Here is a 23151-nt window from a genome sequence, read left to right on the forward strand (position 1 = left end):
ATTCGCAATAATGATTCTCGGGGGCTATATGGCCCCCGTTTTTATTGGGTCGCTTCCTCTTTCGTCGCTTTTTTCTCCACCTTAAAAGGATCTATCCCTGTTAATTGCAGCCGACGGAAACGGATAATATTAAACCCGTTTAATAGCAAAAAACTGCCTTCAATCAATGACCCACCAATAGACCCCAACCAAACATTATGGATAAGCCAGCAGACGGTGGATATCCACATCACGCAGCGGGTTGTCAGTCCACGGGTGCGGAACATGGCCCAGGTACTGATCACAGTGCCAAAAATCGGTAATATCTCTATCGCGTGCTGCATACGCCAAAGACCAAACGCCAACGTCAGGATGATAAACACGATCATCGCAATATTACTGCGGGTTTTGGCGGCCACCAGATTGCGCAATGCATTAAGCATAGCACTGCTGCCGGCGGCACTGGCCCCCATCAGAAAGAAATGGCAGCTAATAATGGCACTGTAGGCAGAGAGTTGAAGTTTGAAACGCCGCTCATCGCGGTTGAAGAACATGGTGATACCGACAAAAAATGCCAGTACACCAACGGCTTGGGCAAACCAATAGAAGGTCATGGTGGGAGAGTCCTGGCGTGCGATTGGTCGCACTGTGTCTTACAAATTAATAATCAATCCCCTTCGTACCTGGAGTACGGCGTCTTATTAATAAAAATAAAACGCCGTTTCATATTAATCAAAAAACACGATATTTACAAGGTTACGCCACTTTTAAAGATAGCCAATTCACGGAAATCGTTTACTTCATTGCGGGCAGGTTTGCCGTTCGCAATGTCGACTATCAGATCAACAAATTCAGTCAGTAAACTGTCCATTGAGGTGCCATGAATCAGCTTACCCGCATCAAAATCGATCCAATGGGGTTTCTTGGCGGCCAGTTCGCTATTGGTTGCCAGTTTGACTGTCGGAACAAAACCGCCGTAAGGTGTGCCACGACCGGTACTGAACAGCACCATATGGCAACCGGCCCCGGCTAATGCGCTGGTTGCCACCGCGTCATTGCCCGGTGCACTGAGCAAATTCAGGCCAGGGCGTTGTAAGCGCTCACCATACTTCAGCACATCCACCACTTTGCTCTGCCCCGCTTTCTGGGTGCAGCCAAGGGATTTCTCTTCCAGCGTTGTGATACCTCCCGCTTTATTGCCCGGTGATGGGTTTTCATAAATCGGTTGGTTGTGCGCAATAAAGTACTGTTTGAAGTCGTTGACCATGCTGACGGTCTTTTCAAACGTAGCTTCATCACGGCAGCGGCTCATCAAAATGCGCTCCGCTCCGAACATTTCCGGAACTTCAGTCAGCACCGATGTGCCGCCGTTAGCAATCACATAATCGGAGAAACGCCCCAGCAATGGGTTGGCCGTAATGCCGGATAAACCATCAGAACCGCCACACTCCAGCCCAAATTTCAACTCGCTCAGTTTACCCGGAACGCGTTTGTCATCGCGCATCGCTTGATACAAGGCGCGCAGATGCTCGAGGCCCGCTTCGACTTCATCATCCTGCTGCTGGCACACCATAAAGTGCACGCGCTCTTCATCAACCTTACCTAGCGTGGTCTGGAAAACGTCCACCTGATTGTTTTCACAGCCCAAACCAATCACCAGTACCGCGCCGGCATTCGGGTGACGCACCATATTTTGCAGCATGGTGCGGGTGTTTTCGTGATCCTGCCCCAGCTGTGAACAGCCGAATGGGTGACTGAACAGATAGACGCCATCAATACCTTCAGCGTCTTGCGTCTCTTTCAGGAAACGCTGCTGGATCTGGCGCGCGATCCCATTCACACAACCCACGGTTGGGATGATCCACAGTTCATTGCGGATCCCCACGTTGCCATTGGCGCGGCGATAGATCTGCACCTCACGATCTGCCATTTGCGGCGGCAGCTCACTGAACTCCGGCTGATACTGATACTCATCCAAATCGCTCAGATTGGTTTTAGCATTTTGCGAATGAATATGTTCGCCTGGCTGGATCAGGGTTAATGCATGGCCGATAGGCAAACCATACTTAACGATCATCTGCCCAGGTTCGATGGCTGTTAAGGCAAATTTATGCCCACGTCCCACTGGTTGAGCTAGCTTAACGCTAAACTCCCCGCATTCAATCACTTCATCAGCGGCCAGGTCTTGCAGTGCGACAGCAACATTATCCAACGGGTGAATTTTTATAATACTTTGCATAGTTAAACCTTTAGCTGTATGCCGCTACCGCAGCTCTCATACCGCGATCAATGATGGATTGCAGTTGTTCTGTCACCTGATCGGCCAGTTGCGGCACCGCGGTCAAATCCTGCTCCCAATGGGATGCATCGGACAACACGCTGTTAACCAATTCAGCCAGCGTAATGTCGTTGTGTTTTACGCCACTCCACAGGGTGGAAAAACGCTCCAGCCAGTGGGCATCATCCTGTAATGGGTAAGTTTGACCTTCTCGTTCACCACGATAAAAGGCAATTAGTGCAGCCAGAGCAAAAGTCAGGCGTGGCGGTAAGGTGCCGTTCTGCTGCTGATAAGTCAGCAACTGCGGCAAGATGCGGGTGCGGAATTTTGTCATGCCATTCAAGGCAATAGACAGCAATTGATGTTGAATGAACGGGTTGCGGAAACGGCTCAATACCGCCTGCGAGAATGACAACAGCTCCTCTTCCGGTAAGTCCAGTACCGGCACAATCTCTTCGGTAATGGTTTTCTCTACAAAGCTGCTGATCTGCGCGTCATCCATGGTCTGACCGACAGTGTCCAACCCAGATAGATAAGCCACGGGAACCAGCGCGGTGTGGGCGCCATTCAGGATAGCCACTTTGCGCTCTTTGTAGGGTTTGATGTCATCGACGATGCGCACATTCAGATCCAATTGATCCAGGCGCAACTCTTGCTCCAACTCTTTTGGCCCTTGAATAACAAACAGATAGAAGTACTCTGCGGTGTCGAGGAAGCTGTCCTGATAACCCAGCTCAGTTTGCAGCGCCGCTACTTCATCACGCGGATAGCCGGTGACGATACGGTCAACCAATGTTGAGCAGAAGGTGTTGTTTTCAGTCAACCACTGGGTGAATTCAGCAGGCAGTTGCCAGTGGCTGGCATAGCGCAGTACTAACTCGCGCAGGGCTTCGCCATTGTAATCAATCAGTTCGCAAGGCAGCAGCACCCAACCTTTATCTGCGGCACCAGCAAAATGCTCAAAACGTTCGAACAGCAGGCGGGTCAATTTAGCCGGGAAAGAGCTAGGGGGCGCATCGCTGAATTGATCCGCTTCGTTCCAGGCAATCCCTGCTTCTGTGGTGTTAGAGAACATAAAGCGGATATTGGCATCGCGGGCCAGCGCCAGATACTCATCGAATTGGCGGTAAATATTGATTTCGCGGTTAACTGAACGGATCAGGCGGGATTCACGCACCGCTTCACCCTTCTCGTTCAACCCACGGATCACCGCCGTGTATAGGCCATCCTGTGTACTGAGTGATGGCGGAAAATCAGTATCGATCGGGCGGATCACCACGATCCCGGCATTGAGGTCGGTATGTTCATTCAGTAAATCAATCTGCCAGTCGACAAAAGCGCGCAGAAAGTTACCTTCGCCGAATTGAATAATTTTGTCTGGATGGCTACGGCCGGGAAAGTCACGACGATTCAGGGTTTGCATCAGGATTCACCTCATAACGCATACAGGCGTGGACCCATCATCGCTGACAGTCCGTGCTTTGCAGGCAAGCCTTTCGTTGCCGATAAGGTCTTGGTCGCAGCGCAGCCGGGCGTTAAAAAACAATAAGTTAAAGTTATGCGGGGCTGGCATACAGCCCCGTGATTTATGACCAGCTATTTATCACTCAAACAGATCGGGCGCTTACAGCTCGATGGCGAAATACTGTTTCGCGTTATCGAAACAGATGTTTTTCACCATTGAACCCAGCAGCTCAATATCTGCAGGCGCTTCACCATCCTCAACCCAACGGCCAATCATCTGGCAGAGGATGCGGCGGAAGTATTCATGGCGGGTATAAGACAAGAAGCTGCGGCTATCTGTCAGCATGCCAACAAAGCGGCTTAGCAAACCAAGCTGCGCCAGTTGGGTCATTTGGCGCTGCATACCATCTTTCTGGTCGTTGAACCACCAGCCGGAACCAAACTGCATTTTTCCTGCCGCGCCTTCGCCCTGGAAGTTGCCGACCATGGTGCCGATCACTTCGTTATCCCGTGGGTTCAGGCAGTAAAGGATGGTTTTTGGCAGAGCATTACGCAGGCCCTGGGCATCCAACAAGCGGGACAGAGGTTGCGCCAGCGGTTGGTCATTGATGGAGTCAAAACCGATATCCGGCCCCACCAGATTAAACATGCGGCTGTTATTGTTACGTAGCGCGCCGATATGGTACTGCTGCACCCATTCGCGGCGATGATATTCGCCAGAGAGGAATAGCAATACGGCGGTCTTAAACTGGGCGATCTCTTCAGTGCTCGGCTGATTGCCTGCCAGACGACGGGCTAAAATTGCATCCAGTGTGGCTTCGTCAGCTTCACCGTAAACCACCACGTCCAGCGCATGGTCAGAAACTTTACAGCCGTGGGCGGCAAAGTGATCCATACGTTTGTTCAGTGCGCTACAGAGATCGGCAAAACGGCTGATAGAGGTATCGGCGGCAGCTTCCAGGCGCTGCATGTAGTCGTTAAAACCTGCGGCTTCAATATTGAAAGCTTTGTCCGGACGCCAGCTTGGCAACACTTTAATGTTAAAGCTGCCATCAGCGGCGATGGCTTTGTGGTGGCGCAGGTCATCAATCGGGTCATCTGTGGTGCCGACCATTTTGACATTCATCTGCTGCATGATGCCACGTGCGGAGAAGTTGTCTTGAGCCAGTAATTCATTACCGCGCTGCCAGATCTCTTCTGAGGTTGCCGGTGACAATAATTTGCCTGTAATACCAAATGGACGACGCAATTCCAGATGCGTCCAATGATACAGCGGGTTACCGATGGTATGAGGAACCGTTGCCGCCCAAGCTTCGAACTTCTCGCGGTCACTGGCGTCACCGGTACACAGACGTTCTGCAACACCGTTAGTCCGCATTGCACGCCATTTATAGTGGTCACCTTTCAACCAGATGTCATACAGATTCTTAAAGCGGTAGTTTTCTGCAATCTGTTCTGGGGGTAAATGGCAGTGATAATCATAAATCGGCTGATCTTTTGCATAGTCATGATACAGACGACGGGCGAATTCGGTGTCGAGCAAAAAGTCTTCGGTCAAAAACTGCGACATATTAGGTTCCTCACTTGAGTACATCTTCGAGTACTGCTTCCTGTTATCGCGAAGTTATCACACCAATTTTATCTATCGTCCAGCATTTTTTTATCGATAGAGATCGCAAAAAGCTAACAAAAAGAACAAATACTCAACATTTATAGTCTATTTAGTCCCTTGCGGCACTAAGTCTGTCGGGTTCTATTATTCCCTAATTGAAAAGTGGTTTTTGTGATATCACTCAACTTTTAAATCTGTATGACAAGTTATTGTTGCGTCGTCCTCAGTCATCTCATCCGCCTTGTTCATCCAAACGCGCTGATTTGACCTAAATGGGAATAGACAAGCAAGAATGAGAGCAGTTACAGCACAGCGGCTCTCAATAGGAAGGGATACCCAAAGTAGTTGAAGCTGCCAATGACATTCGAGCCTCAACTCAAAAAAGAAGGCATGACCCGAAGTAATGGGGGTTGCAGGTTGGCAGCTAACACCACTGCAACGCTAATTAGGAAAGGTCAGGTACCTCCGCATACACAGCAATGTCGGGTTGGACCAAATTGCGCCATGAAATGCGGCTACAGACTGCAATTCATAGCAGTAATCTTAGACTGGGAGAAAGTTATAAATGGTGCGTAAAATTAAAGGCTTACGCTGGTACATGATCGCTTTGGTCACCGTCGGCACGATATTGGGTTACCTAACACGTAACGCGATTGCTGTTGCCGCACCGACGTTGCAAGAGCAGTTACATATCACAACACAGCAATATTCTTACATTATCGCCGCTTATTCTGCTGCTTACACCTTAATGCAACCGGTGGCCGGTTATGTTTTGGATGTCATGGGCACCAAAGTGGGCTATGCCATGTTTGCCATTATGTGGGCCATCTTCTGTATGAGCACCGCGTTGGCCAGCAGCTGGGGTGGTTTAGCTATCGCCCGTGGTGCGGTAGGTATGGCAGAGGCTGCTATGATCCCTGCGGGCCTGAAGGCCAGTAGTGAATGGTTCCCGGCAAAAGAGCGCTCTATTGCCGTGGGTTACTTCAACGTCGGCTCCTCAATCGGCGGCATGATCGCACCACCATTAGTGGTGTGGGCTATCGTGATGCACAGCTGGCAGATGGCATTTATCATCACCGGTGTGCTCAGCCTGATTTGGGCTATTGCCTGGTTGATTCTCTACAAACACCCGAAAGATCAGAAAAAACTGACTGATGAAGAGCGTGAATACATCCTCAGTGGTCAGGAAGCACAGCACTCCACCGCTAACGCTAAAAAGATGTCTGCATTGCAGATTATCCGTAACCGTCAGTTCTGGGGCATTGCGATCCCACGTTTCCTGGCAGAGCCTGCCTGGGGTACGTTCAACGCGTGGATCCCGCTGTTCATGTTCAAAGCTTATGGCTTTAACCTGAAAGAGATCGCCATGTTTGCCTGGATGCCAATGCTGTTTGCCGATTTGGGCTGCATTTTGGGTGGCTACCTGCCGCCACTCTTCCAGAAGCATTTCAAAGTTAACCTGATTGTTTCCCGTAAGTTAGTGGTAACCATGGGTGGCCTGTTAATGATTGCACCAGGGACTATCGGCCTGTTCACTAGCCCTTATGCCGCGATCGCACTGCTGTGTGTTGGGGGCTTTGCTCACCAATCACTCTCTGGCGCACTGATTACACTGTCGTCTGACGTCTTTGGTCGAAACGAAGTGGCAACGGCTAACGGCTTGACCGGTATGGCGGCCTGGACTGCCAGTACCATGTTTGCTCTGGTGGTAGGTGCCTTGGCAGATACCATGGGCTTCAGCCCACTGTTTGCCGCCCTCGCCGTGTTTGACGTGTTAGCGGTAGTGGTTATCTGGACTGTACTGCAAAACCGTCCAGCAGCTGATCCGGCTCTTGACCCCATTCAGCAAACACCGGCCGGACAGAACTAATCTAATTAGCGATCATTAACTCTGCGCCTCAATGAAAACCCGGCCATTATTTGCCGGGTTTTTTTATTACCTCTCAGCCCCGATATACCGCGCATTATCCATCACAACTGTGATAGCAATGACTAGAACCCAGTAGGGATAAGTGGTATAACAAGTCCAATTATATCTCCTTTGGGATATCAATCCTTCCAGACAAAATGAGCCGCAAAATATGCGGCCTCAGTTGATCCAAGAGCCCTAATCATGGAATTCACAGAAACCAGACGGTTGTACCAGCAGTTAGCCGCAGAGTTAAAGCAGCGAATCGAAGCGGGTGTTTATCCGGTAGGTGATAAATTGCCCGCAGAACGCTACATTTCCGAAGAGATGAATGTCAGCCGAACCGTGGTCCGTGAAGCGATTATCATGCTGGAAGTGGAGGGTTACGTCGAAGTGCGTAAAGGCTCCGGCATCCATGTGATGTCGAATCAGCAAAAGCACCTGGTGATGCCCAATCAGGGTATTGAGTTCGCTACCGCTGGCCCTTTTGAGCTGCTACAGGCGCGCCAACTGATTGAAAGTAATATTGCAGAATTCGCTGCCACCCAGGTGACACGGCAAGATATCGTGCAGTTGATCGAGATCCAGAAACATGCCCGGCAGGAAGATCGTTTCCGTGATTCACAGTGGGATCTCAAATTCCACGTGCAGGTGGCGTTAGCGACCCAAAATACTGCCATGGCCACGATTGTCGAAAAAATGTGGAGCCAGCGGGTGCATAACCCTTATTGGCTCAAACTGCATGAGCATATTGACGATAAATCGATCGAGAGTTGGTGCGAAGATCACGACCGGATCCTTGAAGCTTTGATGCGCAAAGATCCCTACGCCAGCAAACTCGCCATGTGGCAACATCTGGAGAACACCAAACAGATGTTATTCCGCGCCACGACTGATGATTTCGAATTTAATGTGGACCGCTATTTGTTCACAGAAAATCCGGTGGTTCACCTCGACATCCCCAAAGAGATTGGGGTGGTAGGCAACCTACCCCGCTAACACCCAAGCGAAGTGGAAAAATCGAGGGAAGAGAAACTCACACTATTGTTTCTCTTCTCCCATGAATATGGCGCTTTGGGGTCAGCAAATGTCGAGTTCTGTCAGCAAATGTCAGTGTGACGCCTGTTTTTAAACCATTGGTTAATAAACACCCAGTTGGCATCTATATTTCCCTGTTTCATATCCCGCTATTTTGCTAAAGTGGCAGCACTTTTTTATTCGGGTGCTTTGGGAGCGAAACGCAAATATATGCGCTGGTTGTTTGCTCTATTTATTGCAATGTCTGGCTGGGCCGGTTCGGTCTCCGGTGGCATACCCTTGCACACCAATTCCAGCCCATCAGGCATGGCGTTATCCGCGCTGAGTGCTGTTTATTCTGACACACCGCTTGTTAGCGCTACGCCACCATCCGTCAGTGCATTTTCCTCTTTCCCGAGTCTACAAAACAGCGTCATACACTCGCAATTACGTCTGGTGGGTGTACCAGCCAAAAAAACCGCCATAAAAAATCGGCTGGGAGCGGCCAAATTTACCGGTTCTGCCAATCCTTCATTGGCCAATAGCAGCTGGGTTGGTGCAAACCTGGTTACATTACGCAGCAGTCGCGCGGATGAAATCTATAAGCAGCCACGGCAATCACTGCCACTGGTGAATTATTCCAACTGGATATTCCATGTATCGACACAGCGAAATCGTGTGGGTGGCTGGAAAGAGAGTAATATTCAATATAGCGGGATGCTTACCTACCACCATGATGATGTGATGACTTTTCCGTTGTCATAGCCTCAAAGTTGTCACAGCGAGAAGTACATTTACCTGTTGATATCAGCGAATGGGTTTGTTTTGAATACCTTTATCAAAACCATCGTTTAAATACGAAAACTATCAGATATCTTCGCGGATCGTGTTTATAAACTAACGGATATACCCAAAGTAATTGTAGTTGCAGGTAAGCCAAACGACCCCCCGCAGCTTTAAGTACGAAGGATATATAACAATGACGTTTTAGGAATACCAGATGGATATCATTAAAGAACTCTTACATGCTTTATGGGCACAAGACTATGAGACACTGGCTAACCCGTCTCTGGTGTGGGCCATCTATATCCTGCTGTTTGTAATACTTTTTCTGGAAAATGGTTTGCTTCCGGCAGCATTTTTACCGGGCGATAGCCTGCTGATTCTGGTTGGCGTACTGATTTCAAAAGGTGCCATGAGTTTCCCAGTCACTCTCGTCGTTTTGACCACTGCGGCCAGCCTTGGGTGCTGGGTCAGCTATATTCAAGGGCGATGGCTGGGGAATACCAAAGTGGTTCAGGGCTGGCTGTCCCATCTGCCGGCTCATTATCATCAGCGCGCCCACAATCTGTTCCACCGCCACGGGTTATCCGCCCTGCTGGTTGGCCGTTTCCTGGCATTCGTTCGCACCTTGCTGCCAACAATTGCCGGTCTTTCTGGCCTGAGTAATGCCCGTTTTCAATTCTTTAACTGGATGAGTGGGTTGCTGTGGGTGTTGATTCTCACCACCATGGGCTTTGCTTTCGGTAAAACTCCCGTATTCCTTAAATACGAAGACGAGGTGATGTTCTTCCTGATGTTGTTACCACTGGCGCTATTGGTGATTGGCTTATTTGGTTCTTTGTATGTACTTTGGCGCAAGAAGAACGCCGCACCAGTTGACGACAGCAATGACCAAGGTAAGTCAGAGTGATCAAGTTTAGGGGGCGTTTTGGTCGCCCAGTTTGGCACTATCTTATTTTGCCAGTGACGGCTTTGTTGTTGGCGGCATTGCTGTTTACGCCGATAATTTTGCGCACCGAGAGTGCATTAAAAATTCGGCCGAATCAGCAGGGATTGTCGTTGCCTGATGGGTTTTATCTGTACCAACATCTCGATCAGCGGGGTATTCGCATCAAAAGTATCATCCCAGAGAAGGATAGTCTGGTGGTGAATCTGGAATCCCCTGAGCAGCAGAAAGCAGCCATTGAGGTTTTGCAGGATATCTTACCGAGTGGTTATGTCATCGTCTCGAGTGAGTCAAAGAAACGTCATCGACTATTACCTGCATTCAGAAATAACATACAAAATGTAGGGTAATTCGCGCGGCGGGGGGGATCTCTCCGTCGTTGCTTCTCCTTTATTCCCCCTTTATTCTGCTGATATCTGATTAATCTATAAAAAATCCTGTAGTAAACTTGGGTATCACATCATTCGGCGCTATGCTTAGTCATTCACGGCAACCTGTTTCGACTCTGAATCTTGCTGTAAAAGGAAGCAATACTATGTTGTTACGTACGACGTTATTACGTCACTCTCTCCTGTTGGTTTTACCTATCATCATCTTTTCGAGTACCGCTCAGGCAGCGGCTGATAATGAGTGCGATATAAAAGCCAAAGAGATCCAACAACAGATAGATTATGCCAAACAACATGGCAATACCCGCCGCGCTGCGGGGCTTGAAACCGCGTTAAAAGAAGTTAAAAATAGTTGTACTGCGGAAAATCTGAAGGCTGAACGGCAGAAAAAAATTCGACAAAAGCAGCACAAAGTCACTGAGCGTCAGCAAGAGCTGAAAGAAGCCCAGCAGAAAGGTGATGCTAGCAAAATTTCCAAACAGCAAAAGAAGTTAACAGAAGCACAAGCTGAGTTAACGCAAGCTAAGGAACAGAAGTAGCCATTTGTTTTTTCAAAAAAAACAGCGAATCATCCGAGGTTATTTTAGGATTATTAACCTGTTAACCTCTGGAGATATTCGTTACGTTTAGTATTCCCCTCAGTTATGTTAAGGAGCTATTACATGCCACAAGATAAAACCTCTGAACATTTACGCGCTGAACTTAAGTCACTGGCAGATACGTTAGAAGAAGTACTGCAATCTTCGACCGATAAGCCGAAAGCTGAGTTAGACAAACTGCGGGCCAAAGCAGAAAGCGCGTTGAAAGATACACGTGAGCGTCTGAGTGAAACTGGCGATAAAATTGCCGCCCAAACCAAAGAAATTGCTGATAAAGCTGACACTTATGTCCACGACAACCCCTGGGCTGGCGTCGGTATCGGTGCCGCAGTTGGCGTGGTGTTAGGCGTTCTGTTGTCTCGCCGCTAATTATGGCAGAGCAACCTCAAACTCAGGGCCCCGGCAAAGGGGTCCTCGACACTGTTCACCGCATTGCCACCATTGTGGTCGGCATGGTTGAAACCCGTGTGCGGCTGGTAGCCATTGAGCTGGAAGAAGAGAAGGCGACACTGATTCAGTTGCTGATGATGGCGGGGATCACCCTGCTGTTTACTGCTTTCGGTTTAATGAGTCTGTTAGTGTTAGTCATCTGGGCTATTGACCCTGCCTATCGCTTAATGGCGCTGGGAACCACCACGGCGGTGCTGTTAGCACTGGCGATAATCGGTGTTATCTGGACACTCACCAAGGCGCGCCGCTCCACACTGCTGGGTTCTACTCGTCAGCAACTAAAAACGGATCGCGAACTATTGGAGAAAGAGCGTTGAGCCGCCGTCAATTAGCACAGGAAAAGGCCGCATTGTTACGTGAGATCCAGCAACAACGCCTGGATCTCGCCAACAGCGCTGCACATTGGATTGAGGTCACCGCCCCTTACGATCGTGGTTGGGCGCAAATCGTCGGTATGCGAAAATATTTGATGATTGGTTCCAGTTTATTGGCGTTATACGGTGTTCGTCACCCCAGTAAGTTAATCCGCTGGTCGCGCAGAGCCGTCAGCGCATGGGGTACTATCCAGTTGTTTCGACGCACCTTTTTATTGCGCTGAATCGTCACCACGCACCCGCGTGGGGCGTTTTCGGTGTTTGACGTTTTCCAGTTCAATTTTTTTGATAAAAACCAACAGATTTACTTGCTAACAACTTCTCAACTTCTCCACTAACATTCTCTCATCAACTCAGGAAACTTGCGGGATAACACCAGCGGGCAACCACATACAAAACATCTTTTGTTAACCATTAACGCCCGCAGATGCCCGGCATTAATACAAATCACTTTTTGGAGAAGTCGTCGATGAACAAATTACAAGATACTGGCCTGTTGGTAGCACGCATTCTGATGCCAATTCTGTTTATTGTGGCCGGTTACGGCAAAATGGGTGATGCCTATGCTGGCACCCAACAATATATGCAAGCCATGGGTGTCCCTGGTTTCTTCCTGCCACTGACGATTTTGTTGGAATTTGGCGGCGGTCTGGCTATTTTGTTTGGTTTCCTGACCCGTACCACCGCGCTGTTCACTGCTGGTTTTACCATTTTGACCGCATTGATCTTCCACACTAACTTTGCGGAAGGCGTTAACCAACTGATGTTTATGAAAAACTTAACCATCGCTGGCGGTTTCATCATTCTGGCCGTCGCCGGCCCTGGTGGCTTCAGTATCGACCGCCTGTTGGGTAAAAAGTGGTAATCAAGGCCTAAAAGCAGTCATGACGACTAGACTATAATTAATGCGCCCTATCATTTGGTAGGGCGTGCTTATTTAGGGGATATAGATGGGACAGTTAATTAACGGTGAATGGAAAGATATCTGGTATGACACCCAATCTACCGGTGGCCATTTCAAGCGCAGTAGCTCACAGTTCCGCAATTGGGTCACGGTGGATGGAGAGGCCGGCCCACAGGGTAAAGCCGGTTTTATCGCCGAGGCGAACCGCTACCATTTATATGTCTCTCTTGCCTGCCCTTGGGCCCATCGAACTCTGCTAATGCGCACACTAAAAGGTCTGGAGTCCCTGATTTCCGTTTCAGTGGTACACCCGCTGATGCTGGAAAATGGCTGGACTTTCGCTGACGATTTCCCCGCCGCCACTGGCGATAACCTTTATCAGCTCGATTATCTGTATCAGCTCTACCTGCGCGCGGACCCAGCTTATAGCGGGCGCGTGACAGTTCCGGTGTTGTGGGATAAGCAGCAGCAAACTGTCGTTAGCAATGAATCAGCCGATATCATGCGTATGTTCAATAGTGCTTTTGATGGTGTCGGTGCCAAGGTTGGCGATTATTACCCTGCGGCATTACGTAGTGATATTGATGATATCAATGGCTGGGTCTACGATCAGGTCAATAATGGGGTGTATAAGGCGGGATTTGCGACCACTCAGCCAGCCTATGACGAAGCCGTCAATACCTTATTCGATGCCCTGGATCGACTGGAACAGATTTTAGCAAAACAGCGCTATCTGACCGGTAACCTACTCACCGAAGCAGATTTGCGCTTATGGACCACACTGGTGCGCTTCGATCCGGTCTATGTTACCCACTTCAAATGTGATAAACGCCGCATCAGCGACTACCCGAATCTCTATGGTTTCCTGCAAGATATTTATCAGATGCCCGGTATTGCTGAAACAGTGGATTTCGCCCATATCCGCAATCACTACTACCGCAGCCACGGCACCATCAATCCATATGGGATAATCTCCATCGGCCCGCAGCAAAATCTGCTGGAGCCTCATGATCGAGAGAGCCGCTTTACCTAAAACCACCTTGCCTTTCAACATAACAACTCAAAGCGTCGCGAGCGAAAATAGTTTGGGTGCGGCCTGCGCGCAGCCACCGGAGCGTACACGCAGTACGTGAGGATGGCGAGCACAGCCCAAGCCCAAAATATGCACGCACAGTAGCCGTCCTATCCTCGCCCCAAGAGCTTAGGGATCTCGCGCAAACACCACGACTTAGCCTCCCCCATACTATCGCGCCGCCACGCCATAATAATATCCGCCTCACGGCTATACTCCGGCCCGACAACCCGCAAACGTCCAGCTTCGATATCTTTTTCGACCATCTCATACGGCATGGTCGCCACCCCTAAACCGGCTAACAGCGCCCGCCGTTTGTCCTCAATGGTACTGACAGTCAACCGCTGCTGCTTATCCAGCAATTGCACGGTCAACACCGGCCGTTCACGAGCGGTATCGGCGACAGCAACACCACGGTATTTCACCCGCGTCAGCTCTGAAAGCGGTTCCGGCTCCAGATGGATTGGGTGGTCTGGGCTGGCAACATAGACGCTGGTCACTTTGTACAATTTGCGGCTGTTAATCTCTGAGGAGGCGCGAAAATGCATGTCGGGCGCTATCACGATATCTGCCCGCCCCTGCTCTAATCGCTCCCATGCCCCGGCTAATACTTCAGTAAAAATAGAGACTTGCGTATTGGCTTTGAGCGCCAGTTTGTCCACCAGCGGGAAGAGTTTCCATGCAGGTGAGAGCGCTTCACTGACGATAGTAATGTGGGTTTCCCAACCGCGCGCCAATGCCTCGGCGTCGGTGGTCAGCTTATCTGCCGCCTCCAACAGCACCCGCCCGCGATCCAGCAACATACGACCCACATTGGTAAACTTGGTGCGATGCCCAGAGCGGTCAAACAGCACCACATCCAGCTCCTCTTCAAGTTTTTGCATGGTGTAGCTCAGCGCGGAAGGCACCCGCCCCAACTCATCAGCCGCCGCTGCAAAACTGCCACGACGATCAATGGCATCCATCACTCTCAATGCTTCTAACGTTAGAGCCCGATCTTTGGCCATCATTTTCTCAATCAGGAAATTTGAACATAGCGACCAGATTAACTGGCTAACAATCCAGCGTCCAGACGCATACCATGTCTTTATCGATTAATCTCTTCAATATATACCCAAAACCATTGGTGTTGCAGATAAGCCGCTAACAACAGTGTAATACCAGGTACGCAGGGTATGGAGGCCATCATGATCACATGCAGAACAGCAAAACAGTGCGGGCAAGCTGACTTTGGTTGGCTTCAGGCCCGCTATACTTTCTCATTCGGCCACTATTTTGATCCCAAATTATTAGGCTACGCCTCGCTACGCGTCTTGAATCAGGAGGTGCTGGCACCCGGAGCCTCATTCCAGCCGCGTACCTACCCGCGGGTGGATATCCTGAATCTGATTTTACAAGGTGAAGCGGAGTATCGGGATAGTCTGGGTAACCATATACGCGGCAAGAGCGGCGATGTGCTGCTCTTCTCTACGCAGCCCGGCGTCAGTTATAGCGAGCATAATCTAAGTGCGGATCAGCCCTTAACCCGCATTCAGTTATGGCTCAATGCCTGCCCAGAGCAGGAGAGTCATCCCACTCAGCACTTGTCACTATGCACTCAGCCCTTGCGGCTACTGGCTTCGCCTGACGGCGAGCAGGACAGCCTGAAGCTGCGCCAACAAGTGTGGATCCATCATCTGGACTTAGCCGCTGGTGAGCAATATACGATTAATCTGCATGGCCCTAGGGCATATCTGCAATCCATCCATGGAACAGTTGCCGTGGAAGGGCCACAAGTCAGCGAAGCTCAGCGCCTAACCTGCGGCGACGGGGCTTTTGTGCAAGAAGAGCAGCATTTAGTGATTAAAGCAGAGACGCCACTGCGGGCGCTGCTAATTGATTTGCCAGAGTGAGTAGAGTGGCTATCGCCTAAATCACCAAAAATGCCACCTAATAGTGGCATCTCAGTGAGAGTGACAACTTAAGCTTTTAGCGACGCCATATCGATCACGAAGCGGTATTTCACATCACTTTTCAGCATACGTTCATAGGCATCATTGATATCTTGGATGTTGATCATCTCGATATCGCAGGCGATGCCATGTTTGGCGCAGAAATCCAACATCTCCTGGGTTTCCGCTATGCCGCCAATACATGAACCGGCCACCGAACGTCGCGCCAAAATCAATGGCATGGTGTTCAACATCGGGCTGAGATCACCCAAGAACCCCACAAACACCAGTGTGCCATCCACATTCAGCGTCGGCATGTAAGGGTTGATATCATGCACGTAAGGGACGGTATCGATAATAAGATCGAATTGCCCTTTAGTGGCGGCCATCTCTGTATCGTCGGTGGATAACACGATGTGATGGGCTCCTAAACGGCGGGCATCAGCCTCTTTGCTTGCTGAACGGGTAAAGAGTGTCACTTCAGCACCCAGCGCATTGGCCAACTTCAATGCCATATGGCCCAGGCCCCCCAATCCGACAACCGCGACTTTACTGCCCTTACCCACTTTCCAATGACGTAGCGGCGACCAGGTGGTGATACCCGCGCACAGCAGCGGCGCGGCGGCTTTCAGATCCAGGCCTTCGGGCATTTTCAGTACAAAATCTTGTGATGCAACAATAGCTTGTGAGTAGCCGCCGAAGGTTGGCGTATGATCATGGCGATCAACCCCATTGTAAGTTTGCACATTGCCAACTTCGCAATACTGCTCCAGGCCCTGCTGACAGGGTTGGCATACGCGACAGGAATCCACCATGCAGCCAATGCCGGCAAAATCCCCCACTTTGAATTTGGTGACCTCTTTGCCGACCGCCGTCACTCGCCCAACCACTTCATGACCGGGCACCAGCGGATAGGTGCTGAATCCCCAGTCGTTGCGCGCCTGATGCAGGTCAGAATGGCAAACGCCGCAATAAAGCACCTCCATCACCACATCATCGGGGCGAGGATCACGGCGGGTAAACTCTAACGGAGTCAAAGGAACTTGTGCTGACCTGGCAGCATAACCGAGTACTTTCATTGTCATCTGGTATCTCCGGTATTATGAGTACAGTAACTTTAAACGCGATAAGCAGCCCCACCAACACGGGCAGGTGGCGTCGCCTGGAAAGGTGCGTCAATGCGCACCTTTCCGCTAAAGTAACTTTCTGGGCCTGACTGAGAAGGCTGGGAACCACTTGGGGTAATTTTCACTTTTTCCTCCACTTCGGCGACAGCCGCCGGACTTAACATGGACAACATAACTGTAGTCGCTGCGAGTAATTTCATCGTTATTCCTTCATTAAGGCTGGGTACTGCGTTGAGCGAAGGTAGCAAATATCTGAGCGGAAGATTAGAGGGATAAACTCGCATGGTTATATGAATTAAACTCATAAGTTACGTTATACTTATCAATATCCGTAGCTAAGCAAGCAGGAACCATAATGTTAAAAGAGAATTTCAACGATTTAATTTCATTCCTTATGGTTGCCAGAGAACGTAGTTTTACCAAAGCGGCAGCAAAACTGGGGGTTTCACAATCCGCCTTAAGTCACTCCATTCGTGGGCTGGAGGAGCGCCTTGAACTTCGCTTATTAACCCGCACCACCCGCAGTGTCACCCCGACAGAAGCGGGAGAAAGATTGGCTAATAGCCTTGGGCCACGTTTTGCCGAAATTGAGAGAGAGCTGGATGCGTTGAGTGAAATGCGCGCGCGACCAGCCGGAAATATTCGCGTCACCGCCGGTGAACATGCAGTCGACTCGGTGCTCTGGCCGGTGCTGAAAACATTTCTCTCTGACTATCCAGATATCAATGTAGAAATCACGGTTGATAATACCCTGACCGACATTGTCGCCGAGCGCTTCGATGCCGGTATTCGTTTGGGGGAGCAAGTAGCGAAGGATATGATTGCGGTGCGGATTGGGCCAGATATGAGCATGGCCGTGGTCGGCTCCCCCACTTATCTGGCTAAATATGGCGTACCTGCCACCCCGGCAGAGTTACAAAATTATCGTTGCATCAATATGCGCCTACCAACCATGGGTGGCCTTTATGCTTGGGAGTTCGAAAAGGAGGGGCGTGAGCTAAAAGTGCGCGTTGATGGTCAACTCACCTTCAATAGTTTGCGCCAACGTATTGATGCCGCGGTTCTTAGTTTTGGTCTGGCATACGTACCGGAGGACGCAGTAAAAGATGAGATTTCCAGCGGCAGCTTGATTCGCGTACTGGAGACCTGGTGCGAACCTTTCCCTGGCTACTATTTGTACTACCCCAGCCGCAGGCAGCATACCACCGCCTTTTCACTGTTTGTTGATGCCCTGCGCTATCCGCGTTAACAGAGCAAAAAACCCGCCGAAGCGGAGTTTTGTGGAATGAGTGGAGTTGACCGGTAAGCCGGGTTCTGTCGTGGACAGTCATTCCTCTAGGCCAGCAATCGCTCACTGGCTCAAGCAGCCTACCCGGGTTCAGTACGGGCCGTACCATGTGAACCCCTATTTGGCCTTGCTCCGGGTGGAGTTTACCATGCCACGGACTGTTGCCAGCCGCGCGGTGCGCTCTTACCGCACCCTTTCACCCTTACCTGATCCCACTTACGCGGGCCATCGGCGGTTTGCTCTCTGTTGCACTTGTCGTAGGCTTGCGCCTCCCAGGCGTTACCTGGCACCCTGCCCTATGGAGCCCGGACTTTCCTCCCCTTCACCTGTCTCCCCCGAAAGGGACGGCAGCGAAGCGGCGACTGTCTGGTCAACTCCGCAGCGGATTATAATCACATTACGATTGAATGTCATCTTCCGCTTGGTCTTGACCGCCATTTTGCTGTTCAAGTGAATATTTATAGAGCGCGTTCTTTTTCACACCGTGAATTTCTGCGGCCAAGGCGGCGGCTTTTTTCAACGGTAGCTCTTTTTGCAGCAGCGCTAAGGTGCGCAATGCGGCGGCGGGTAATGCTTCATCGGCCTGCACTTTATGCCCTTCGACAATCAGCACCATCTCGCCACGACGACGGGTCTCTTCTTCCTGAACCCAAGCCAGTAACTCGCCGACGGGCGCACCGTGGATAGACTCCCAGGTTTTGGTCAACTCTCTGGCCAGTACCACATAGCGTTGTGGGCCAAGTACGGTTACCATGTCCTGTAAACTTTCCAACAAGCGATGGGTTGATTCATAGAAGATCAGTGTTCGAGGTTCCTCAATCAGCGCTTGCAGAGTATCCTTACGGCCTTTGGTTTTCGCAGGCAGGAAGCCTTCGTAGCAAAAACGATCTGAGGCAAGACCGGCGGCAGAAAGGGCAGTAATCGCCGCACAAGCGCCCGGTAATGGCACAACTCTGATGCCAGCTTCACGGCAACGGCGCACTAAATGGTAGCCCGGATCGTTGATAAGTGGCGTTCCTGCATCTGAAACCAGCGCAATACTCTGGCCCTCTTGCAGTTTCGCCAGTAAATGATCGGCTTTTTGTTGTTCGTTATGGTCATGAAGTGCAAATAGGCGGGCGTTGATCGCGAAATGCTGTAACAGCAACCCTGTATGACGTGTATCTTCTGCCGCAATCAAATCAACGCCTTTCAGTACCTCTAACGCCCGGTGGGTGATATCCCCTAAATTACCGATTGGGGTAGGTACCACATAAAGCGTAGATGCAGAAATCACTGCTCGATCGTGTTGATTCATTGTTTCATCCGAATTACCGATTTAATATTGAGCATCTTGAAAAAAACATCACTGGATACAGTATGCTTTCCTCAACATTCGTTCGTTCCAAAGCAGGGCTTTTCCCTGTTGTTCTTGCTGCGCTGATACTGGCAGCCTGTTCAGGCAGGGCACCGCAGACACCGCCACCCACAAATATACAGGACGAAGCCAGCGCTAACGCCGACTATTATTTGCAGCAACTGCAGCAGAGCAGTGATGATAACAAGGCTGACTGGCAATTACTCGCCATTCGTGCCCTGTTACGTGAAGGGAAGACTCCTCAGGCGGCAGAACAGCTTGCTACACTACCGGCTAATCTGAGCGATACGCAACGTCAGGAACAGCAATTACTGACCGCAGAACTGCTGGTGGCGCAGAAAAACACGCCTGCTGCTGGCGATATTCTTGGCAAGCTAGATGCCACCCAGCTCTCCGCTAATCAACAAGTTCGCTTCTATCAGGCCCAAATTGCGGCCAATCAAGGCAGGGCTACGCTGCCGCTGATTCGGGCATTTATCGCCCAGGAACCGCTGCTGAAAGATAAAGCCCATCAGGATAATATCGATAGCACTTGGCAAGCACTGGCACAGCTAACGCCACAAGAATTGAATAACATTGTGATTAATGCAGACGAAAATGTTCTGCAAGGCTGGCTGGATTTAACCCATGTGTATCAGGATAACAAACAAGATCCTGAACTGCTGAAAGCCGCGATTAAAGATTGGCAGAACCGCTATCCGCAAAATCCAGCGGCGAAGAGTTTGCCAACGGCGTTGACTCAGATAAGCAATTTCAGCCAGGCATCCACAGCGAAAATTGCGCTGTTGCTGCCATTGAGTGGCCCGGCGCAGGTGTTCGCCGATGCTATCCAACAAGGTTTTACTGCCGCGCAGAGTGGCTTACCGGTAGCGGCTCCAGCTCCCGTAACACCGGATGCCACGGCGAGCACCCCTTCTGATGCCAGCGCATCGGCAGAGGTAGCCGCCATCGCCACTCCAGCGCCAGTAGCGGCACCCGTTGCCACCAGCAATGCGCAAGTGAAGATCTACGATACCACTACCCAGCCCATTGCCGCACTATTGGCGCAAGCCCAGCAAGATGGCGCAACACTGGTTGTTGGCCCACTACTGAAGCCCGACGTTGAGCAACTGAGTGCGACCCCTGGCACCCTAAATATCCTGGCCTTGAACCAGCCGGAAGTGAACACCAACAATCCGAATATCTGTTACTTCGCCCTGTCGCCAGAAGATGAAGCCCGCGATGCCGCGCATCATCTGTGGAGTCAGGAAAAAAGAGCGCCACTATTGCTAACCCCGCGTGGTGCCTTCGGTGATCGCGTTGCTAAAGCCTTCGCTGAGGAGTGGCAGAAACAGGGTGGGCAGACAGTATTGCAGCAGAATTTCGGTTCCACTGCTGAGTTGAAACAAGCCATCAATAGTGGTGCCGGTATCCGTCTGACTGGGCAACCGATCGCCATTTCAAGCGCACCTGCTGCGGCACCCGCCTCTGTCACCATTGCCGGCCTGACAATTCCGGCACCGCCAGTGGATGCGCCGGTCGTCTCCACCTCTGCCGGTGGTAACATTGACTCGGTGTATATCATTGCCACACCTGCTGAACTGACGCTGATTAAGCCGATGATTGATATGGCCACCAGCTCGCGCAGCAAACCTGCGCTATTTGCCAGCTCACGGAGCTATCAGGCGGGTGCCGGCCCGGATTACCGCTTAGAGATGGAGGGCATTCAGTTTAGTGATATCCCATTGATGGCAGGGGCTAATCCTGCATTGATGCAACAAGCGGCGGCCAAATATGCCAATGACTACTCACTGGTGCGTTTGTACGCCATGGGGATTGATGCATGGACATTGTCGAACCATTTTGCTGAAATGCGACAGATTCCGGGCTTCCAGGTCAGCGGCACCACTGGTGAATTAACCGCTTCCACAGATTGCGTTATCACCCGTAAGCTGCCTTGGTTACAATATCGTCAGGGCATGGTAGTACCCGCCGCATAAAGTGATTAGGATCAGTGAGAGCAGCTAATAACCCTGCAGCTCCAAGAACGAAGGGATAGCCCATGAGCCAAAGGAATACTGGCACACATTACGAACAGCAAGCCCGTCGCCATCTTGAGCGGGCGGGCTTAATTTTTCAAGCGGCCAATGTCACCTATCAAAGCGGTGAAATTGACCTTATCATGCGCGATGGGCCAACCTGGGTATTTGTTGAGGTTCGCTTTCGACGCAATGCCCTATTTGGTGGTGCCGCGGCCAGCGTCACCTACCGCAAGCAACAACGGTTACTCCGAGCCGCCGCCATTTGGCTCGCTCAACGAGATGCCAGTTTTGCCACAACACCGTGCCGTTTTGATGTGTTTGCTATCACCGGTAGTCAGTTAGAATGGCTACCTAACGCCTTCAATGCGGATTAATAAGTTTCGCCGGATTGTTACCGGAATGATTAAATAATAAGTGAGTTAAATCAACGTGCTGGATAGAATAAAAGGCTGTTTCACCGAAAGTATTCAAACCCAGATTGCCGCGGCTGAGGCACTGCCTGATGCCATATCCCGCGCAGCAATGACGTTGGTTCAGTCACTGCTCAACGGCAATAAAATTCTCTGCTGCGGCAATGGCACTTCTGCGGCTAATGCGCAGCACTTTGCTGCCAGCATGATAAACCGTTTTGAAACAGAACGGCCAAGCCTGCCAGCGATCGCTTTGAATGCTGATAATGTGGTGCTGACGGCGATCACCAATGATCGTTTACACGATGAAGTCTATGCCAAACAGGTACGAGCGCTCGGTCACGCTGGCGATGTTTTGCTCGCCATTTCCACTCGCGGCAATAGCCGTGATATTGTGAAAGCGGTCGAAGCCGCAGTGACCAGAGATATGACCATTGTTGCCCTTACCGGTTACGATGGTGGTGAGCTGGCTGGCCTGTTAGGTCAGCAGGATGTTGAAATTCGCATCCCTTCTCACCGTAGCGCGCGGGTTCAAGAATTACACATGCTCACAGTGAATTGCTTGTGTGACTTAATTGATAACACTCTATTTCCTCATCAGGACGATTAAAGGAGCACGAATGAAGGTTGGTTATATTTTTGCCATGCTATTCAGCGCCCTGCTACTGCAAGGCTGTGTCGGTGCCGTGGTTGTCGGCAGCGCAGCGGTTGCTACAAAATCCGCAACAGACCCACGCTCTGTCGGTACTCAGGTAGACGACGGCACACTAGAAGCCAGAGTGGTCAACGCGCTGAGCAAAGATCAGCAGATAAAAAGCCAGACACGTTTTGTGGTGACCGCTTATCAAGGGAAAGTATTGCTGACCGGGCAAACACCAACCGCAGAGCTGTCTAGCCGCGCAAAACAAATTGCGGCCGGCGTCGATGGCGCAACGGAAGTGTATAACGAGATGCGCCTGGGTAAACCCGTCGATCTGACTACCGCGTCAATGGATACCTGGATCACCACCAAAGTTCGCTCACAATTACTCACCGCCGATTCGGTTAAATCGTCGAATGTGAAAGTGACCACCGAAAATGGCGAAGTTTTCCTCTTGGGTCTGGTGACTCAGCAGGAAGCGCAATCAGCCGCACAGATTGCCAGTCAGGTGAGTGGCGTTAAGCATGTGACCACCGCGTTTACTATCGTGAAATAATCGCGCTTAACTTGGCGTGAAATCAAACTATTATGGGCTTAGATC

At 50.7% G+C, this 23151-nt stretch carries 24 protein-coding genes, 1 other RNA gene and 1 pseudogene; 17 read left to right on the forward strand and 9 right to left on the reverse strand.

Annotated elements, in window-relative coordinates; all coding sequences use genetic code 11:
* Positions 1-41: 41 nt before the first annotated feature.
* From AACW11_RS06350 to uxaC, 4 genes are all read right to left on the reverse strand, one after another.
* On the reverse strand, positions 42-593 hold the full coding sequence (locus AACW11_RS06350) for a YgjV family protein (protein WP_212584107.1): 552 nt from the start codon (positions 591-593) through the stop codon (positions 42-44).
* A gap of 134 nt (positions 594-727) precedes the next feature.
* Complete coding sequence (locus AACW11_RS06355) at positions 728-2218, reverse strand: UxaA family hydrolase (protein ID WP_212584108.1); 1491 nt, start codon at positions 2216-2218, stop codon at positions 728-730.
* A 10-nt stretch (positions 2219-2228) separates the two neighbouring features.
* A complete protein-coding gene (locus AACW11_RS06360; RefSeq protein WP_212584109.1) occupies positions 2229-3680 on the reverse strand; it encodes a tagaturonate reductase in 1452 nt (483 codons plus the stop codon).
* A 201-nt stretch (positions 3681-3881) separates the two neighbouring features.
* The gene (uxaC, locus tag AACW11_RS06365) at positions 3882-5291 is read right to left on the reverse strand and encodes a glucuronate isomerase (protein WP_005277254.1); all 1410 of its coding nucleotides are present in this window, start codon (positions 5289-5291) and stop codon (positions 3882-3884) included.
* Positions 5292-5898: 607 nt separating this feature from the next.
* Between uxaC and AACW11_RS06370 the strand changes: the two genes are divergently transcribed.
* The 11 genes from AACW11_RS06370 (at position 5899) to AACW11_RS06420 (ending at position 13737) form a co-directional block, all read left to right on the forward strand.
* Positions 5899-7203 (forward strand): MFS transporter, encoded by a 1305-nt coding sequence (locus AACW11_RS06370; protein WP_249192688.1) that lies wholly within the window; start codon positions 5899-5901, stop codon positions 7201-7203.
* Positions 7204-7446: 243 nt separating this feature from the next.
* Positions 7447-8241, forward strand: a complete 795-nt coding sequence (gene exuR / locus AACW11_RS06375; protein WP_212584110.1) for a transcriptional regulator ExuR — start codon at positions 7447-7449, stop codon at positions 8239-8241.
* A gap of 249 nt (positions 8242-8490) precedes the next feature.
* Positions 8491-9024 (forward strand): hypothetical protein, encoded by a 534-nt coding sequence (locus AACW11_RS06380; RefSeq protein ID WP_212584111.1) that lies wholly within the window; start codon positions 8491-8493, stop codon positions 9022-9024.
* 235 nt (positions 9025-9259) lie between these two features.
* Positions 9260-9952: a DedA family protein gene (locus AACW11_RS06385; protein WP_212584112.1), complete on the forward strand. Its 693-nt coding sequence runs from the start codon at positions 9260-9262 to the stop codon at positions 9950-9952.
* Complete coding sequence (mzrA, locus tag AACW11_RS06390; RefSeq protein WP_212584113.1) at positions 9949-10338, forward strand: EnvZ/OmpR regulon moderator MzrA; 390 nt, start codon at positions 9949-9951, stop codon at positions 10336-10338. The genes AACW11_RS06385 and mzrA overlap by 4 nt, the downstream gene beginning before the upstream one ends.
* 185 nt (positions 10339-10523) lie before the next feature.
* Positions 10524-10916: a DUF1090 domain-containing protein gene (locus tag AACW11_RS06395; protein WP_212584114.1), complete on the forward strand. Its 393-nt coding sequence runs from the start codon at positions 10524-10526 to the stop codon at positions 10914-10916.
* A 123-nt stretch (positions 10917-11039) separates the two neighbouring features.
* Positions 11040-11345 carry a DUF883 family protein gene (locus AACW11_RS06400; protein WP_005277233.1) on the forward strand — a complete coding sequence of 102 codons (306 nt, stop codon included), beginning with the start codon at positions 11040-11042 and terminating at the stop codon, positions 11343-11345.
* 2 nt (positions 11346-11347) lie between these two features.
* Positions 11348-11743 (forward strand): phage holin family protein, encoded by a 396-nt coding sequence (locus AACW11_RS06405; protein ID WP_212584115.1) that lies wholly within the window; start codon positions 11348-11350, stop codon positions 11741-11743.
* Positions 11740-12024 carry a YqjK-like family protein gene (locus AACW11_RS06410; protein WP_032898507.1) on the forward strand — a complete coding sequence of 95 codons (285 nt, stop codon included), beginning with the start codon at positions 11740-11742 and terminating at the stop codon, positions 12022-12024. The genes AACW11_RS06405 and AACW11_RS06410 overlap by 4 nt, the downstream gene beginning before the upstream one ends.
* Positions 12025-12269: 245 nt before the next feature.
* A complete protein-coding gene (locus AACW11_RS06415; RefSeq protein WP_049634799.1) occupies positions 12270-12665 on the forward strand; it encodes a DoxX family protein in 396 nt (131 codons plus the stop codon).
* 85 nt (positions 12666-12750) lie between these two features.
* On the forward strand, positions 12751-13737 hold the full coding sequence (locus tag AACW11_RS06420; RefSeq protein ID WP_212584116.1) for a glutathione S-transferase family protein: 987 nt from the start codon (positions 12751-12753) through the stop codon (positions 13735-13737).
* Positions 13738-13886: 149 nt separating this feature from the next.
* Here AACW11_RS06420 and AACW11_RS06425 read toward each other — a convergent pair whose 3' ends face one another.
* Positions 13887-14783: a LysR family transcriptional regulator gene (locus AACW11_RS06425; protein WP_004877882.1), complete on the reverse strand. Its 897-nt coding sequence runs from the start codon at positions 14781-14783 to the stop codon at positions 13887-13889.
* Positions 14784-14963: 180 nt separating this feature from the next.
* Here AACW11_RS06425 and AACW11_RS06430 point away from each other — a divergent pair, with 180 nt between their 5' ends.
* Complete coding sequence (locus AACW11_RS06430) at positions 14964-15668, forward strand: pirin family protein (RefSeq protein WP_212584117.1); 705 nt, start codon at positions 14964-14966, stop codon at positions 15666-15668.
* A 68-nt stretch (positions 15669-15736) separates the two neighbouring features.
* Here AACW11_RS06430 and AACW11_RS06435 read toward each other — a convergent pair whose 3' ends face one another.
* Both AACW11_RS06435 and AACW11_RS06440 read right to left on the reverse strand, forming a co-directional pair.
* Positions 15737-16792, reverse strand: coding sequence for an NAD(P)-dependent alcohol dehydrogenase (locus tag AACW11_RS06435; protein WP_283047776.1), 1056 nt, complete (start codon positions 16790-16792; stop codon positions 15737-15739).
* A 47-nt stretch (positions 16793-16839) separates the two neighbouring features.
* Positions 16840-17034: pseudogene (locus AACW11_RS06440) on the reverse strand ((R)-mandelonitrile lyase); the annotation flags it as partial.
* A 155-nt stretch (positions 17035-17189) separates the two neighbouring features.
* Between AACW11_RS06440 and AACW11_RS06445 the strand changes: the two are divergent.
* A complete protein-coding gene (locus AACW11_RS06445; protein WP_212584118.1) occupies positions 17190-18083 on the forward strand; it encodes a LysR family transcriptional regulator in 894 nt (297 codons plus the stop codon).
* 38 nt (positions 18084-18121) lie between these two features.
* On the opposite strand, the gene rnpB is transcribed toward AACW11_RS06445, so the two are convergent.
* Both rnpB and rsmI read right to left on the reverse strand, forming a co-directional pair.
* Positions 18122-18500: RNase P RNA component class A (gene rnpB / locus AACW11_RS06450), an RNA gene on the reverse strand.
* A gap of 19 nt (positions 18501-18519) precedes the next feature.
* Positions 18520-19419, reverse strand: coding sequence for a 16S rRNA (cytidine(1402)-2'-O)-methyltransferase (gene rsmI / locus AACW11_RS06455; protein ID WP_212584119.1), 900 nt, complete (start codon positions 19417-19419; stop codon positions 18520-18522).
* 62 nt (positions 19420-19481) lie between these two features.
* On the opposite strand from rsmI, the gene AACW11_RS06460 reads away from it, so the two are divergent.
* The 4 genes from AACW11_RS06460 to dolP all read left to right on the forward strand — a co-directional run bounded on the left by AACW11_RS06460 (position 19482) and on the right by dolP (position 23106).
* Positions 19482-21458, forward strand: a complete 1977-nt coding sequence (locus AACW11_RS06460; RefSeq protein WP_212584120.1) for a penicillin-binding protein activator — start codon at positions 19482-19484, stop codon at positions 21456-21458.
* A gap of 62 nt (positions 21459-21520) precedes the next feature.
* Complete coding sequence (locus AACW11_RS06465) at positions 21521-21874, forward strand: YraN family protein (protein WP_212584121.1); 354 nt, start codon at positions 21521-21523, stop codon at positions 21872-21874.
* A gap of 55 nt (positions 21875-21929) precedes the next feature.
* Positions 21930-22520, forward strand: coding sequence for a DnaA initiator-associating protein DiaA (gene diaA, locus AACW11_RS06470; protein ID WP_004391999.1), 591 nt, complete (start codon positions 21930-21932; stop codon positions 22518-22520).
* Between the two features lie 10 nt (positions 22521-22530).
* The gene (dolP, locus tag AACW11_RS06475) at positions 22531-23106 is read left to right on the forward strand and encodes a division/outer membrane stress-associated lipid-binding lipoprotein (protein WP_212584122.1); all 576 of its coding nucleotides are present in this window, start codon (positions 22531-22533) and stop codon (positions 23104-23106) included.
* Positions 23107-23151 lie beyond the last annotated feature (45 nt).

This window comes from Yersinia sp. Marseille-Q3913 (genome assembly GCF_963892745.1).
Taxonomy (GTDB): Bacteria; Pseudomonadota; Gammaproteobacteria; order Enterobacterales; family Enterobacteriaceae; genus Yersinia; species Yersinia bercovieri.

Excerpts from the sequence above, each read along its gene's own strand:
- AACW11_RS06350 (WP_212584107.1), bottom strand. The coding sequence starts at position 593 with ATGACCTTCTATTGGTTTGCCCAAGCCGTTGGTGTACTGGCATTTTTT.
- AACW11_RS06355 (WP_212584108.1), bottom strand. The coding sequence starts at position 2,218 with ATGCAAAGTATTATAAAAATTCACCCGTTGGATAATGTTGCTGTCGCA.
- AACW11_RS06360 (WP_212584109.1), bottom strand. The coding sequence starts at position 3,680 with ATGCAAACCCTGAATCGTCGTGACTTTCCCGGCCGTAGCCATCCAGAC.
- uxaC (WP_005277254.1), bottom strand. The coding sequence starts at position 5,291 with ATGTCGCAGTTTTTGACCGAAGACTTTTTGCTCGACACCGAATTCGCC.
- AACW11_RS06370 (WP_249192688.1), top strand. The coding sequence starts at position 5,899 with ATGGTGCGTAAAATTAAAGGCTTACGCTGGTACATGATCGCTTTGGTC.
- exuR (WP_212584110.1), top strand. The coding sequence starts at position 7,447 with ATGGAATTCACAGAAACCAGACGGTTGTACCAGCAGTTAGCCGCAGAG.
- AACW11_RS06380 (WP_212584111.1), top strand. The coding sequence starts at position 8,491 with ATGCGCTGGTTGTTTGCTCTATTTATTGCAATGTCTGGCTGGGCCGGT.
- AACW11_RS06385 (WP_212584112.1), top strand. The coding sequence starts at position 9,260 with ATGGATATCATTAAAGAACTCTTACATGCTTTATGGGCACAAGACTAT.
- AACW11_RS06395 (WP_212584114.1), top strand. The coding sequence starts at position 10,524 with ATGTTGTTACGTACGACGTTATTACGTCACTCTCTCCTGTTGGTTTTA.
- AACW11_RS06400 (WP_005277233.1), top strand. The coding sequence starts at position 11,040 with ATGCCACAAGATAAAACCTCTGAACATTTACGCGCTGAACTTAAGTCA.
- AACW11_RS06405 (WP_212584115.1), top strand. The coding sequence starts at position 11,348 with ATGGCAGAGCAACCTCAAACTCAGGGCCCCGGCAAAGGGGTCCTCGAC.
- AACW11_RS06415 (WP_049634799.1), top strand. The coding sequence starts at position 12,270 with ATGAACAAATTACAAGATACTGGCCTGTTGGTAGCACGCATTCTGATG.
- AACW11_RS06420 (WP_212584116.1), top strand. The coding sequence starts at position 12,751 with ATGGGACAGTTAATTAACGGTGAATGGAAAGATATCTGGTATGACACC.
- AACW11_RS06425 (WP_004877882.1), bottom strand. The coding sequence starts at position 14,783 with ATGGCCAAAGATCGGGCTCTAACGTTAGAAGCATTGAGAGTGATGGAT.
- AACW11_RS06430 (WP_212584117.1), top strand. The coding sequence starts at position 14,964 with ATGATCACATGCAGAACAGCAAAACAGTGCGGGCAAGCTGACTTTGGT.
- AACW11_RS06435 (WP_283047776.1), bottom strand. The coding sequence starts at position 16,792 with ATGACAATGAAAGTACTCGGTTATGCTGCCAGGTCAGCACAAGTTCCT.
- AACW11_RS06445 (WP_212584118.1), top strand. The coding sequence starts at position 17,190 with ATGTTAAAAGAGAATTTCAACGATTTAATTTCATTCCTTATGGTTGCC.
- rsmI (WP_212584119.1), bottom strand. The coding sequence starts at position 19,419 with ATGAATCAACACGATCGAGCAGTGATTTCTGCATCTACGCTTTATGTG.
- AACW11_RS06460 (WP_212584120.1), top strand. The coding sequence starts at position 19,482 with ATGCTTTCCTCAACATTCGTTCGTTCCAAAGCAGGGCTTTTCCCTGTT.
- AACW11_RS06465 (WP_212584121.1), top strand. The coding sequence starts at position 21,521 with ATGAGCCAAAGGAATACTGGCACACATTACGAACAGCAAGCCCGTCGC.
- dolP (WP_212584122.1), top strand. The coding sequence starts at position 22,531 with ATGAAGGTTGGTTATATTTTTGCCATGCTATTCAGCGCCCTGCTACTG.